12 protein-coding genes are annotated in these 12702 nt (G+C 66.1%); 3 read left to right on the top strand and 9 right to left on the bottom strand.

Going from position 1 to position 12702, the window contains the following annotated elements; translation table 11 throughout:
* Positions 1 to 2 precede the first annotated feature (2 nt).
* Genes J2X57_RS13705 through J2X57_RS13685 form a run of 5 tightly spaced genes read right to left on the bottom strand, consistent with a single transcriptional unit; the run spans position 3 to position 3973 of the window.
* Positions 3 to 776, bottom strand: a complete 774-nt coding sequence (locus tag J2X57_RS13705) for a hypothetical protein (protein ID WP_156108707.1) — start codon at positions 774 to 776, stop codon at positions 3 to 5.
* Entirely contained in the window at positions 773 to 1498 is a 726-nt protein-coding gene (locus J2X57_RS13700; RefSeq protein ID WP_197056474.1) for a DUF3299 domain-containing protein, read from the bottom strand. Before J2X57_RS13700 ends, J2X57_RS13705 begins: the two co-directional genes overlap by 4 nt.
* Positions 1495 to 2751, bottom strand: coding sequence for an ABC transporter permease (locus J2X57_RS13695; RefSeq protein WP_309867936.1), 1257 nt, complete (start codon positions 2749 to 2751; stop codon positions 1495 to 1497). Before J2X57_RS13695 ends, J2X57_RS13700 begins: the two co-directional genes overlap by 4 nt.
* Positions 2751 to 3455, bottom strand: a complete 705-nt coding sequence (locus J2X57_RS13690) for an ABC transporter ATP-binding protein (protein ID WP_043694574.1) — start codon at positions 3453 to 3455, stop codon at positions 2751 to 2753. The genes J2X57_RS13695 and J2X57_RS13690 overlap by 1 nt, the downstream gene beginning before the upstream one ends.
* A complete protein-coding gene (locus J2X57_RS13685) occupies positions 3452 to 3973 on the bottom strand; it encodes a DUF2796 domain-containing protein (RefSeq protein ID WP_308846738.1) in 522 nt (173 codons plus the stop codon). Before J2X57_RS13685 ends, J2X57_RS13690 begins: the two co-directional genes overlap by 4 nt.
* 38 nt (positions 3974 to 4011) lie before the next feature.
* On the opposite strand from J2X57_RS13685, the gene J2X57_RS13680 reads away from it, so the two are divergent.
* Complete coding sequence (locus J2X57_RS13680; RefSeq protein ID WP_309867930.1) at positions 4012 to 4461, top strand: MerC domain-containing protein; 450 nt, start codon at positions 4012 to 4014, stop codon at positions 4459 to 4461.
* Positions 4462 to 4491: 30 nt separating this feature from the next.
* Entirely contained in the window at positions 4492 to 5463 is a 972-nt protein-coding gene (locus tag J2X57_RS13675) for an MASE1 domain-containing protein (RefSeq protein WP_309867927.1), read from the top strand.
* Here the strand turns inward: J2X57_RS13675 and J2X57_RS13670 are convergent.
* Positions 5444 to 6373: a LysR family transcriptional regulator gene (locus J2X57_RS13670; RefSeq protein ID WP_036112408.1), complete on the bottom strand. Its 930-nt coding sequence runs from the start codon at positions 6371 to 6373 to the stop codon at positions 5444 to 5446. The genes J2X57_RS13675 and J2X57_RS13670 overlap by 20 nt on opposite strands.
* 97 nt (positions 6374 to 6470) lie before the next feature.
* Between J2X57_RS13670 and J2X57_RS13665 the strand changes: the two genes are divergently transcribed.
* Entirely contained in the window at positions 6471 to 7475 is a 1005-nt protein-coding gene (locus J2X57_RS13665) for an NAD(P)-dependent alcohol dehydrogenase (protein ID WP_309867922.1), read from the top strand.
* A gap of 20 nt (positions 7476 to 7495) precedes the next feature.
* Here the strand turns inward: J2X57_RS13665 and J2X57_RS13660 are convergent, their stop codons facing one another.
* The 3 genes from J2X57_RS13660 to J2X57_RS13650 all read right to left on the bottom strand — a co-directional run bounded on the left by J2X57_RS13660 (position 7496) and on the right by J2X57_RS13650 (position 12661).
* On the bottom strand, positions 7496 to 10606 hold the full coding sequence (locus J2X57_RS13660; RefSeq protein WP_309867920.1) for an efflux RND transporter permease subunit: 3111 nt from the start codon (positions 10604 to 10606) through the stop codon (positions 7496 to 7498).
* The gene (locus J2X57_RS13655) at positions 10603 to 11697 is read right to left on the bottom strand and encodes an efflux RND transporter periplasmic adaptor subunit (RefSeq protein ID WP_309867917.1); all 1095 of its coding nucleotides are present in this window, start codon (positions 11695 to 11697) and stop codon (positions 10603 to 10605) included. The genes J2X57_RS13660 and J2X57_RS13655 overlap by 4 nt, the downstream gene beginning before the upstream one ends.
* Before the next feature lie 112 nt (positions 11698 to 11809).
* The gene (locus J2X57_RS13650) at positions 11810 to 12661 is read right to left on the bottom strand and encodes a 2-dehydropantoate 2-reductase N-terminal domain-containing protein (protein ID WP_309867915.1); all 852 of its coding nucleotides are present in this window, start codon (positions 12659 to 12661) and stop codon (positions 11810 to 11812) included.
* Between the last annotated feature and the right edge of the window lie 41 nt (positions 12662 to 12702).

Genomic DNA, 12702 nt, shown 5'->3' with positions numbered 1-12702 from the left:
ACTTACTGGCACGTGGGGGGCATGCGTCCGACAGCCTCCCGGATCTGTACGGCGGCGGTGTCGGCCTCGCCGATCTGCTGGCAAAGGGCCCTCACCCGCGTTCGTCCCTGGGCCCGAAGCCCCGCGCATTGCCATGCACGGGGCGCATCGAGCGGCAGCACCGCGTAAGCCACCTTGCCACATTCGTCGTGTGCGCGGTCAGCGAGAGACCGCCCCGCGAATTCTTGCGGCGTCGCGGTCATCGCGGGATCGAAGTAACTGTCCGGAAAAGCCGCCGCGTAGCGGACCACGTCGACCCGCTGCACAAAGTCACCGACGCTCATATCGAAGGGTCCTGAGCAGGGTGCGCGCTGTGCGACGTCGCGCACGGCGGCCAGCAGATAATCACGCATATCGGTCTGCTCGCCGATCGCCTCGGTCACTCCCGCCAGCATCGGCAGCCGGGCTTGCGCCGCCATGGCGGCGAGGTCATGCGCGTGGGCAGGATCGCAGCGGGCGCGCACGGAGGCGGCTACGAGGAAGACCGTGTCCTGAGCGAACGCCTCGTTCGCCCGCAGGAGTGGACCGAGCCGGTCCGTGCCGCTGCCCTGGGCACTTACAGCGACCACCCGTGCCGTCGCGTTCGTGGTCGCGGAGGCGGTCTTCCCAACCGCCTGCCGCCTTGCCGGCGGCATGTCGGGCGGTCCCGCGATCGAAAGCAACGCCACCAGCGCCGCCGTCACGATACCCGCGACAAGCATCCACACCCGCGGTCGTCCCGCCCATGGCACCTTCATTCGAACGCACGCCTCAGGCGCTCTTCGTCATCGTTGCGATACGGCTCGATGGTGGCGCCGTCCATCGCGTACGCGGAAGCGGCCATCGCGTTCTCGGTCACCTGGGTGTGCATCACGCCCTTCAGCGTCACCGGGTCGTACAGGCTCGGCGTATCGATGCCCTTCGCCAGGCGCACGTGCACCAGCATGTTCGGTGGCGGCGGAGGGACGTGGATACACGCGCCGTAAAACGGCACGAAGAAGAACTCGGTCATCCTGCCGTCGTCGTCCGTCTCCAGTGGCACGACATAGCCGGGCAAGCGGATCTTCCTGCCGTCGAGCGCGGCCACGGTATGCAAGGTACCGACCTGCTTCATGCGCTGATTGCCGACGTGCAGCACCGGAGGTGCGTCCTCCAGCGCCTTGAAATCCTCCGGCGGGACCATCCGGCTCCAGTCGAGATCGGCGAACCCGTTTTCGTCCGGCAGGCCGAGCAGGGGTGCGGCGGGTGCTGCGGCCACGGCCGCGTTGCCACGCGACGCCGCGAAAGCATTCGCCGCAGCGATACCGTCAGCACCCGCTCTGGCTCGTCGCGCGCGACCTTCATCGGCGGCCGCCTGCGCACGCGCGAGCTCGGATGTCGCCGCCGTCGCCGGGCCCTGCGCCGCGGTGTCGTCAGTACCGTCGCGAGCACACCCCGCAACGCACACGGCAAAGGCGAGACAGCACAGGCGCGCGATCACAGGCGCACCTGCAGGCCATCGGCCAGAGAACGTCGATACGCGATCCATCCCGGAATGCATCCCGACAACGAACCGAGCACCAGCACGCTCAGCAGCAACCACCCTTCCTGCGCCGAGGGCGTGGCATTGAGCACGATGCCCGCGTTCGCCAGCAGATAATCGTGCGCCAGCAGTGTCACCGCAAACAGCAGGACCCCGCCCGCGACCATGCCGATAAGAGTCAGCAAGGTGCTCTCCGCGACCAGCAACGCGAAGACCGTGCGTGTGGATGCCCCCACCGCGCGCAGTACCGCCATTTCACGACGTCGTTCGTTGAGCATCGCCAGCAACGCCGTCAACATGCCCGAGATGCCGACCAGCACCACCATCGCGCTGACGACGCGCAGGGCATTCTCAGCGGTACCCAGCAAGTGCCACAGCTCGCCCAGCGCGACGCCCGGCAGCACCGCGAGCAGCGCCTCGTCGGGATATTCGTTCAGCGCACGCTGCACGGCGAAGGCCGACAGGCGCGAACGCAGCCCGACCAGGCAGGCGGTGATCGCCTTGGGCGTCAGGTCTCTGTGTCGCGCCTGATCGGCGCTGGACGTCATTCCCGGCAGACGGACACCGGAGCGCCAGTCGACGTGAATAGCCTCGATCGCCTCCAGACTCACCGCGATCGTCGCATCGACCGGTGTGCCCGTCGGCGCCAGCACGCCCGAGATACGAAACGGCTTGTCCGAATGCAGCGCCGTTGCGGGCCCGCCCAGTCCGTGGGCGAGGACGATGGTGTCTCCAACGCCATAGTGCAGACGACGCGCGACCTCCGCGCCGATCACCGCGTCGTAAAGGTCGGAAAAGGCATGTCCGGCCGCGAATGCCAGCGGCTTGCGTGCCCCATAGCGGTAGTGCAGGAAAAAATCGGAGGTCGTGCCCGTGACCCGGAAACCGCGGTGCGAATCGCCCAGCGACAGCGGCACGGTCCAGGCCACTTCAGGCATCGCACGGATGTCCTGATAGGTCTTCCACGTGATGTTGTTCGTCGCCTCCCCCACATGAAATACCGCATAAAGCAGCAGATTCACGGGACCGGAGCGTGCGCCGACGAGCAGGTCGGTCCCGGAGACGGTACTGGCGAAACTCTGCCGCGCGTCGGTGCGGACGCGCTCGACGCCCAGCAGCAGAAAGACACTGAGGGCGATGGTGATCACGGTCAGCGCGACACCGGTGCGACGCTGGCGCAGGCTTTTCAACGTGATGCTGAGGACGTTCATCAGGCGACCAGCTGGTGGGAAGGAAGGTTGCCCAGCGCCAGGGCACGATCGAAATGGCGCGCCAGTGACATGTCATGGCTGACGAAGACCACGCCGGTGCCGTGCCGCGTGCACTCGCCCAGGAGGAGTTGCAAAAAGCTGTCCCGCGCGGCGGTGTCCAGCGCCGAGGTCGGCTCGTCGGCGACGATCAGTTCAGGGCCACCGATGAGGGCACGCGCGGCGGCCACGCGCTGTTGTTGTCCGACGCTGAGCTCGCTGGTTTTTCGTCGCGACAGGGTGCGCCGATCGAGGCCAAGGGCACCGAGCAGTCGCGACGCTTCGATACGCGCATCGCCTGCGCGTGCCGTACGCGCGGGCGACCACGCGCACCCGAGCAGTACGTTTTCGACCGGATCCAGAAAGGGCAGCAGGTTGAACTGCTGGAAGATGTAACCGAGGTGGTCCGCACGGAAGCGGTCCCGCGCCGAGGCGCTCAGCGACGACAACGGCGTACCCAGCACATTCACTTCACCGGCGGCTGGCGAGAGGACGCCTGCGATGAGCCCGAGCAAGGTACTTTTCCCACTGCCGCTGGGCCCGCACAGGAACAGCCGCTCGCCGGAGGCGACGTGGAAATCGTCCAGCATCAGCACCGTATCGGAAGACGGCCACGCGAAACGCAGGCCTCTGCACCGCAGCAGCACCTCATCGCCGTAAGGAATCATGGCTGCACGTCCACCCGTACGACGCCGGGGTCGAGCACCTGCTGGTGACTACCGTTCGCGGACAGCACGTTGACTACGACGGTCTGCAGCGAAGGAAACGTTTCGACCAGTCGCACATCGAGCGCGTTGAGCTTGTCCGGGTGCGCGCAAAGCAGCCGATAGTCGGCGTGCAGGTCGACGTGCGCGCCCGAGGTGTCCGTGGCATCGAAACCATGGGCGTCGACGTGTGCCTCGGCGACGTGGCAATCCGCGGCGCGTGCCGCTTCCAGCCAACGCCCCGACTGCAACACCGCCTTCGCACGAGCGAGTGCCGCCCGCTCCGGCGGTGTGCCCGGCGGATGCTCGAACCCGACGGCGTCGTGCCCGGCCAGATCGAGCTCGGCGGCGACCATGTTGTTCTCGATCGAGATATCGACCGTCGCCCGTCCGTGCACGTGCGCACCCACATGCCGGACTTCCGCGCCAGCGGCGCCAGTCACAAGCACGCTGCCCAGCAGCACCCACCAACGCACAGCCATGCCATCACCTCTTAGTGTTATGTTATAACATAAGTTACATGACAAGCATCGCGTCGCGCCAGCCCTCCTCGTCACTCGACCGTTTCGCCTCTTTCTGGGCGATCGGGTGCGCTATCCACTGCCTCGCCCTGCCCCTGGTCCTGTTCGCCGTACCGTCGCTCTACCTCGCCCTGTATTCGTTCGCATCGCCCCACCGCGAGCTCGCCATGGCACTGCTGCGGCTGATCAGTCTGGAGCCCTGGTTCATTGCGACCGGCGCGTTTATCAGCACGCTCGCCATGGTCAGGGCATGGCGGCGGCACCGGCGAGCCGGACCGCCCGCGCTGGCCGCAGCCGGCATCGCGACCTTGTTTGCCGCGTGGTACTTCGCCGCGTGGGCCGACGGGTGGATGCACACCGGCGGCGTCATGATGGGCGGCGCGCTGCTCGTCACCGCGCATACGTGGAACGTGAAGTGCGTCCGATCGGTAAGGCGTGACGTTTTTTGAAGCCGCCGCTCCGCTCGTTACACTACGTGGATGTCGAATGCGAGCCACACACGGACACACCCTGCCCTGAGCGCGGAACCCAGGTGGATCTCCGGCAGTGCGTTTCTTGCCGTCGCGGCGGCCTACGCCGCGGTATATGAGATAGCCCGTTACATATCGCCATCCAGCCAGTGGAATCTGATGGCCGGACTCCGCCTCGCCGCGATCCTGCTGGTTCCTCGTCGCTACTGGCCCGCCCTGATCGTGGGCGAGTGGACGCCGCTCATTCAGAAATGCGCGATCAACGCCGGACGGTTCGGCATGGAGTGGGCCATTCTCGGCGGGATTCCCCTGATGATCGTCTGTATGCCGCTGGTCATGCTGGCCAGGCGACGGGGCCCGTTTCCGTTCCGTGACGGGGAAATCCACCTTCCCAGCGTTCTCGTGGTGGCCGCGGCATGCGCACTGGGCAGCGCCGTGGTCGATACGGCCGGACTCAGCGCGGCGATCGACGCCTCCCGCGGCGCATCGCCGGCCATCTATCTGCGCGACTCCTTCTACGCCTATCTGCTGGGTGACTTCTGCGGAATGGTCCCCGTCGTGCCGGCGTTGTTCGCCTTGAAGGATGTGTTCAACGCGGGACGGTCCGGTGCCTGGCGACGCGTGCGAAACATCCCGCTCACCAGCGCGCTCGTCGCACTTTGCCTGGCCGGCTGGATCGGGATAGTGCTTATACAGGAACGTCTGCACCTGCACGGCGCGGAGCTGCAGGCACTTCGTCTGTGCGCGATGCTACCGGTGCTCGCCCTGACGCTGCGCTTCGGCTGGCAGGGCGGCGCGCTCGCCGGCGTCTTCGCCCTCGCGGCGGTGATGTCGACGGCAGGCGAGTCGACCGACGTGTCGATCATCGAGGCGCAGGTTGTCATGAGCATCGCCATGGCAGGCGCCTTGCTGATCGGCATGCCCATCGCGCGGCGTACGCGCGAACGCCACGCGGGCCGCGTCACGGCGAGGGCGGGCTGAGTGGATAGCCCCAGGGGGCCGGCGCCAACGCCTCCGCCAGCCACTCGACGAAGGCACGGGTCTTCGCCGGTGCGTGACGCGTCGACGCACGGATGACATAGATGCCTGTCTCGCCCTTCGCCCGCCACCCGTCGAGTACAGGGACGAGACGTCCATCCGCAAGCTCATGCGCCACGAGCCAGTCGGCGGCCATCAGCACGCCTGCCCCGGCGACGGCGGCACTGACGAGGGCGTGTATGTCGTCCGACTCGATACGTCCCGCCACTTTCACCGCCCGCTCCTCGCGGCCGCGCTGCAGATGCCATACGGGGTGCGTAAACATCGGCGTGAAACCGAGGCAGTCGTGCCGGGTCAGATCGTCGGGCGTCGTCAACGGCGGCCGTCGCTCCAGGTACGACGGCGCAGCGCAGATCATCCGCCCGGCGGGTGCGACGCGCTGGCTGATCAGTCGGCTGTCTTTCATCTCGCCGATGCGCACCGCCACGTCGAAGCCCTCCGCGACCATGTCGACATAGCGGTCGCTGAAGCTCGCCTCGATACGCACGGAGGGATGCAGCGCCAGAAACTCCGTGAGTCGCGGCGCGACCCACATGCGTCCGAAAGCCGGTGCCAGGGTGACTCGCAGCAACCCCGATGGCGCATCGGCGAAATCGCGCGCCTCGTCCTCGGCCGTCCGCACCAGGTCCATCGCCTGCCGCACGCGCTCGCGAAATTGCATGCCCGCTTCGGTCGCGCTTACCCGCCGGGTCGATCGCTCGAGCAGGCGAATGCCAAGACGTGCCTCGAGGGCAGCCACACGGCGCGATACGACGGAGGCATCCCGCTCCAGCCGGCGGGCGGCGGCCGTGAAGCTCCCCGTGTCGACCACGGCAAGGAAGGTGAGTAGCTGGTCGGCTTCGAGCGCGTCCATTATTGCATCCGGTGCAGGAATGTCTTGTTTCTACCACCGATTTCGCGCACCGGGAATCTCTCAGACTGATCGCATCCCCCAACCCGGAGACACCGCCGTGCGAGCCTTTCAGCTGACATCCGCTTCCATCGACTCCCTCACCGCGAGCGAGCTGCCGACTCCGCAGCCCGGCCCGGGCGACGTTCTCATCCGGCTACGCGCCGCGAGTCTCAACTTCCTGGACGTCGCGGTGGCCCGCGGCGACTTCGGCCCCGACCACTTTCCGCGGATTCCCGTGGCCGATGGCGCCGGCGAAATCGCCGGGCTGGGCGATGGTGTGGAAGGCTGGGCGGTGGGCGATCGTGTCGCGCCCGCGCTGATGGCCCGGTGGCTCGCCGGCCCGATTCAGCCTTCGTCGCACGACGCCGTTCGCGGCGTCACCGTCCCGGGTTCCCTCGCGCAATACACGGTCGCCCCGGCGTCGTCGCTTGTCCGTATCCCGGATGGACTGACGTGGGAAGAAGCCGCGACCTTGCCCGTCGCCGCGACCACGGCCTGGAACGGCCTCGTCAGAGGCCACGTGCGCCCGGGCTCGACCGTCGCCCTGCTTGGCACCGGTGGCGTGAGCCTGTTCGCGCTGCAGTTAGCGAAGGCCGCCGGGGCTCGCGTGATCATCACGTCGTCGTCCGACGACAAGCTGGAACGAGCCCGGACGCTCGGCGCCGACGAGGTCATCAACTACACGACCACGCCCGCGTGGGACGAACGCGTGCTCGAACTGACCCAAGGCAGGGGTGCGGACCTGGTGATCGAATCCGTCGGTGCGGCCACGTTCCCCCGGTCGATGAATGCCGTCGCCTTCGCAGGCACGATCTTCGTCATCGGTTTCGTCGGCGGCGCGGAACTGACGATCCCCGTGCTCCCCATCCAGCTGAAAACGATATCGATCCTCGGCAACAACACGGGATCGGTGAGCGACTTCGCCGCCGCGGTGCGGGCCATTGAGATGGCGGGGATCAAACCGGTCATCGACAAGGTATTCGCTTTCGACGACGCGAAGGCGGCCTTTCACTACCTTGCCGATGCGGGACACGTCGGCAAGGTGGTCATTCGGATCGACTAGGGAACAGGAACCCACCCTGCTTACAGAGGCTGCTCGCTCGGCTGGTGCTCAAGCGACGGCACAGCCCTCGGATCCACCCCGGCGTCAGGCTTGACCCGATACCAGAGTGCATAAAGTGCCGGCAAGAACACCAGCGTAAGCACCGTCCCGCCAATCGTCCCGCCGATCAGCGTGAACGCCAGCGAGCCCCAGAACACCGAGAACGTCAGAGGAATAAACGCGAACACCGCCGCCATCGCGGTAAGGATCACCGGTCTTGCCCGTTGTACCGTCGCCTCGACCACCGCGTGGTATGTGCCCAGCCCCTGATGCTCGTTGGCATGGATCTGCCCGATCAGAATGAGCGTATTGCGCATGATGATGCCCGCCAGTCCGATCAGGCCCAGGATCGCGTTGAAGCCGAACGGCTGGTGGAACAGGATCAGCGTCGGCACGACACCGACCAGTGCCAGCGGCGCCGTGGCCAGGATCATCAACATCCCCGAGATCGACCTCACTTCGAAAACGATCACGATCATCATCAGCAGGATCATCACCGGGAAGACCGCGCCCAGTGCCTTGTTCGCCTTACCGGCCTCCTCGAGCGCGCCTGCCGTATCGATGGCGTAGCCCGGCTGTAGCTTATCGACCAGCGGTTTGATCTCCGCGATCAGCTTCATCGAGACATCCGGCGGCTGGAATTCCTCACCGATATCCCCGCGTACCGTGATCGTGGTCATGCGGTCGCGCCGGCGCAGGATCGGATCTTCCATGCGTACTTCCTGAGTGCCGATCTGCGACAGCGGCACGCGCTGGCCTGAGGAACCGACCAGCGTGAATCCATCCAATCGCGCCGGGTCGAGCCGTGCATCGCCCGCGCTCCGCGCGACGACGTCAACGGAACGGATGTCTTCGCGTACCTGGGTCACCGTCACGCCCGTCAGCAGGAACTGCAGCTGCTGGGAGACGTCGTGCGAGCTCAGACAGATCGCGTGGAGACGATCCTGATCGAGCACGAAGTGCACTGTCGGCACGCGCTCGCCCCAGTCGCTATTGACGGTGCGCATGGCCGGGTTCTTCAGCATGGTCTGCTTGACCTGTTCCGCGAGGTCGCGGACCCTGGCCTCGTCCGGTCCGGAAACACGGAACGCCACCGGGAACGGCGAATACGGCCCGAACACGATCTGCGTCGCCCGGATGCGTGCCTCAGGTGCCAGCCCGTCCTGCACCGCATTGCGCACACGCAGCTTCAGCGCTTCGCGCGTCTTCTCGTTCTCGGTAAGCACCACGATCTTGGCGAAAGAGGGATCGGGTAGTTCAGGCGCGATGGCCAGGTAGAAGCGAGGTGCGCCCTGCCCGATGTAGCTGGTGACGATCTTTGCCTCGGGCTGTTTCTTCAGCCAGGCCTCGACCTCGCCGACCGCCTTGCTGGTCGCACCGATCGACGTGCCTTCGGGCATTTGTACCTCCACCAGCACTTCAGGGCGATCGGACGCCGGGAAGAACTGGTTGGTCACGAAGCCCATGCCGACGACCGCCACGGCGAACAGACTCACGACAGACACCGCAACGAGCAGCTTTCGCCGTACGGCCCATGCGATCAGCCCGCGCAACTGACGATAGCGCGGCGTGCCGTAGATCGCCGCATGACCACCGACGACCGGCCTGATGTCGGGCAGCAGCTTCACTCCGAGATACGGTGTGAACACCACGGCCACCACCCACGAAGTGAGCAGTGAGAACATCACCACCCAGAAGATGTTTCCGGCGTATTCACCCGCGGTGGACTTTGCAAAGCCTACCGGCATGAGGCCGATGGCGGTGACGAGCGTGCCGGCGAGCATCGGCGCCGCTGTATGACCCCACGCGTACGTTGCGGCCGCGACCCGGTCACGCCCCTCCTCCATCTTCACCACGATACTTTCGATAACGATGATGGCGTCGTCGACCAACAGGCCGAGCGAGAGGATCAACGCACCCAGCGTAATGCGATCGAAGTCGCGCCCCGTGGCAAGCATGATCACGAAGACACCGGCCAGCGTCAGTGGCACGGCGGCGGCAACGACGATGCCCACGCGGAATCCGAGGCTGACCAGACTCACGGCAATCACCACCGCCAGTGCGACAAAGAACTTCAGCATGAACTCGTCGTACGCTTCGGCGATGTTGACCGCCTGGTCCGTGATCTTGGTAAACGACAGGCCCACGGGCAGTTCGCTGGAAATCGCGGATGCCTCTTTCTCGAGGGCTTTGCCGAGGTCGAGTCCGTTGTAACGCTCCTTCATGACGATGCCCAGCACCAGGGCGGGCTCGTCCTGATTGCGGATGAGGAAAGTCGGCGGGTCTTCATACCCACGACGCACCTTGGCGACATCGCCCAGGCGTAAGGTGTGCCCATTGGACACCACCGGGGTTTCTTCGATGCGACGGAGATCATCGAAGGCGCCATCCAGGCGCACCACAACCTGAGGACCGTGGGTATCGATCGATCCCGCGGGGGTGAGCAGGTTCTGGTCGTTCAACGCACCGAACAGCGCCGTGGGCGTGAGCCCCAGCGTGGCGAGACGGTCGTGGGAGAACTCGACGAAAATCTTCTCCGGCCGCTCACCAATCAGGTTAACCTTTTTCACGCCCGGCACGTGCAGCAGCCGCTGCCTCAACGACTCGCCTTCGCGCACCAGTGCACGGTGCGGCTCGCCGGGCGCCTTCAACGCATACAAGGCGAAGGTAACGTCGGCGTATTCGTCGTTGATGAGCGGTCCCACCACGCCGGGTGGCAATTTTGCGGCCTCATCGCCGAGCTTCTTGCGGGCCTGGTAGAACTCCTCGGGCACGTCGCCGGGAGGTGTATCGTCACGAAGCGTCAGCGTGGTGAACGCGAGGCCAGGCCGCGTAAAAGTCTCGCTGCGGTCGTACCACTTCAGTTCCTGCAGTCGTTTCTCTAGCGGCTCGGCCACCTGATCCTGCATTTCCTGCGCGGTGGCGCCCGGCCATGCCGTCACGACCGTCAGCACCTTGACCGTGAAACTCGGATCCTCCGCGCGCCCCAGATGAAGGAACGCGAAGACGCCGGCAACCGATATGGCGACAATAAGGAACAGTGTCACCGAGCGTTCGCGCACGGCTAGCGCGGACAGGTTGAAGCCACTCATCGCACGGCACCGGCATCATCGCCGACGCGCACACGCTCGCCTTCATGAAGCTGGTGTGCGCCAAGCGCGACGAAGCGTTCGCCGGGCTTCAAGCCGGAGGTCACCGCGACGCTTTCTTCGCCAAGGTCGCCGAGCGTGACCGGATGCCAGGTCACGCTGGCCTGTTTGCCATGGACGATCCACACACCCGGGCCCTTGCCGGCGTCGAAGATCGCCGCGACCGGCACCTGCATACCGGCAGCACCGGCGCGGGGAAGATGGACGACCACGGTCGCGCCGAGTGGCGCGGCAGCGGCTGCGCCCTCCAGGACATAGCGTGCCTCGAAGGTTCGTGTCGCGAGGTCGGCTGCGTCCGACAGGAGGCGCAGATGTGCGGCGCCGCCCTGCCCTTCGTCCCCGAAAATCGTGGCGCGGGCAGCGGACCCGAGCGCGGGACGCACCGTCTCGGGAAGACTGACCAGTGCTTCGCGCGCCCCGGCATGGGCGAGGCGGATCACCACCTGCCCCGCCGTCACGACCTGGCCGGGCTCGGCAAGCGTATCGACCACGGTGCCGTCGGCGTCGGCCCGCAGTATCGAGTAGCTGGCGGCGTTGGAGGACACCCGCGCGTCGGCTTCCGCGGCACGAAGTCGCGCGGCGGCGGCTTCGGAAGCGGCCTTCGCCTGATCGTAGGCCGACTTCGACACTGCCCCGACGCCAACCAGTCCACGGAAGCGCTTTTCGTCCGCGTCGGTCTGCAGCGCCTGCGCGCGCGCCGCTTCGACGGCGCCCGAGGACGCGGTAATGGCCAGCGCGAGGTCCGTGCGGTCGATGCGCATGAGCGGCTGCCCTTTCGTTACGGTCTGGCCGGCGTCAACCAGCCGCTCGGTGACCTTGCCGGACACCCGGAAACCGAGGTCGCTCTGAACTCGTGCCGTCACCACGCCGGAGAACGCCCGCTCGCTGACCGACGACGGCGAGACGGCCTGGGTGCGAACCAGGGGCGGCTCAGTGCGCGGATCGGCTTGGGTGCGGGAACAGGCAGCCAGCGCCAGAGTCAGGAGGGCCACGGCTGAGGCCGCGGCGGTTCCGGAGAGGAGTGAACGGGACATGGCGAACATTCCGGCGTAGGGATGGCCGTCACTGTTGTGGCTAGTGACCGATATGTCAACTGGTCACTGGCACAGAAATGTAAGTCTCACGATCCATCGAGACCACGGGTGCTCAGGGGCGTAACGCAGAAAGCTGACGCGTATGCTCGGGTGCCACGGCGACCATGGCGTCAATCGGCCAACGCGTTTCGACAGGGCCAAACTCGCCGACGTCCTTGACCAGATGGCTACGGCTGAATGCCCAGAGCAGGAAGGTACGGGGCAGCCTGGGCAGACCAGCGAGCGTACCGACGGCACGCGGGCGCAAGGTATGCCCCATGCGAATCACCAGGTCGAACGCTTCCGTCCAGGCCCGGTCGAGTTGCCTCGCCTCGCGCCAGCTCAGCTCACTTTTGCGATCCCACGTCAGCAATCCCGACAGGAACAGCGGCACCGCGAGCGCGGCGTGGCTGCGAAGAAAGGCGTCCATATCTGCTTCCCACTCACTCGGCAACCCGGCGTCCCTGAAGAGCGTCGCCAACGTACTGGTCGACAACGTCGAGACCATGCCGACGCCATCGACGCGATAGCGAAGCCGCTGGTCGACAAGAGCCGACGTCATATTCGGAAAGCCGAACGCGAAGCGCTCCGCACCGATGACCGATCGATATCGCGCCGTGCCCTCGAACGTGTTGAACATGAGCAGGATCGTCTTCGCCTGGCTGGCCGCCAACGATGGCAGCAGGTCCCCGATCTGGTGCTCCGGCAGCGTGGCGATGGCCAGGTCGTAGGGTGTGGCCGGATCGAGTTCCGCAAGCATGCTGACCGGAGCACGCCGCCCCTCGACGGTGACGATGGCACCCTCGCGCCTCAAGGCGTCGAGGCGCTTGCCTCGTGCCACTACCGTGACGTCATGGCCGGCCCGGGCGAGGTGAAAGGCCAGCACGCTGCCGATGCGCCCTGCTCCGATAAGAATGATCTTCATGCGCCGATTCTAGGCACGCGGAGCATTCCCGAATACGCAAC

Origin of the sequence: Luteibacter sp. 1214 (assembly GCF_031455395.1) — a bacterium.
Classification (GTDB): Bacteria; Pseudomonadota; Gammaproteobacteria; order Xanthomonadales; family Rhodanobacteraceae; genus Luteibacter; species Luteibacter mycovicinus.
This window is presented reverse-complemented; position numbering and strand designations above follow the sequence as displayed.

Bases quoted from the DNA above. Each gene is read 5' to 3' on its own strand.
- J2X57_RS13690 (WP_043694574.1), bottom strand. From the start codon at position 3,455: ATGATTCCTTACGGCGATGAGGTGCTGCTGCGGTGCAGAGGCCTGCGT.
- J2X57_RS13670 (WP_036112408.1), bottom strand. From the start codon at position 6,373: ATGGACGCGCTCGAAGCCGACCAGCTACTCACCTTCCTTGCCGTGGTC.
- J2X57_RS13695 (WP_309867936.1), bottom strand. From the start codon at position 2,751: ATGAACGTCCTCAGCATCACGTTGAAAAGCCTGCGCCAGCGTCGCACC.
- J2X57_RS13675 (WP_309867927.1), top strand. From the start codon at position 4,492: ATGTCGAATGCGAGCCACACACGGACACACCCTGCCCTGAGCGCGGAA.
- J2X57_RS13680 (WP_309867930.1), top strand. From the start codon at position 4,012: ATGACAAGCATCGCGTCGCGCCAGCCCTCCTCGTCACTCGACCGTTTC.
- J2X57_RS13655 (WP_309867917.1), bottom strand. From the start codon at position 11,697: ATGTCCCGTTCACTCCTCTCCGGAACCGCCGCGGCCTCAGCCGTGGCC.
- J2X57_RS13705 (WP_156108707.1), bottom strand. From the start codon at position 776: ATGAAGGTGCCATGGGCGGGACGACCGCGGGTGTGGATGCTTGTCGCG.
- J2X57_RS13685 (WP_308846738.1), bottom strand. From the start codon at position 3,973: ATGGCTGTGCGTTGGTGGGTGCTGCTGGGCAGCGTGCTTGTGACTGGC.
- J2X57_RS13650 (WP_309867915.1), bottom strand. From the start codon at position 12,661: ATGAAGATCATTCTTATCGGAGCAGGGCGCATCGGCAGCGTGCTGGCC.
- J2X57_RS13660 (WP_309867920.1), bottom strand. From the start codon at position 10,606: ATGAGTGGCTTCAACCTGTCCGCGCTAGCCGTGCGCGAACGCTCGGTG.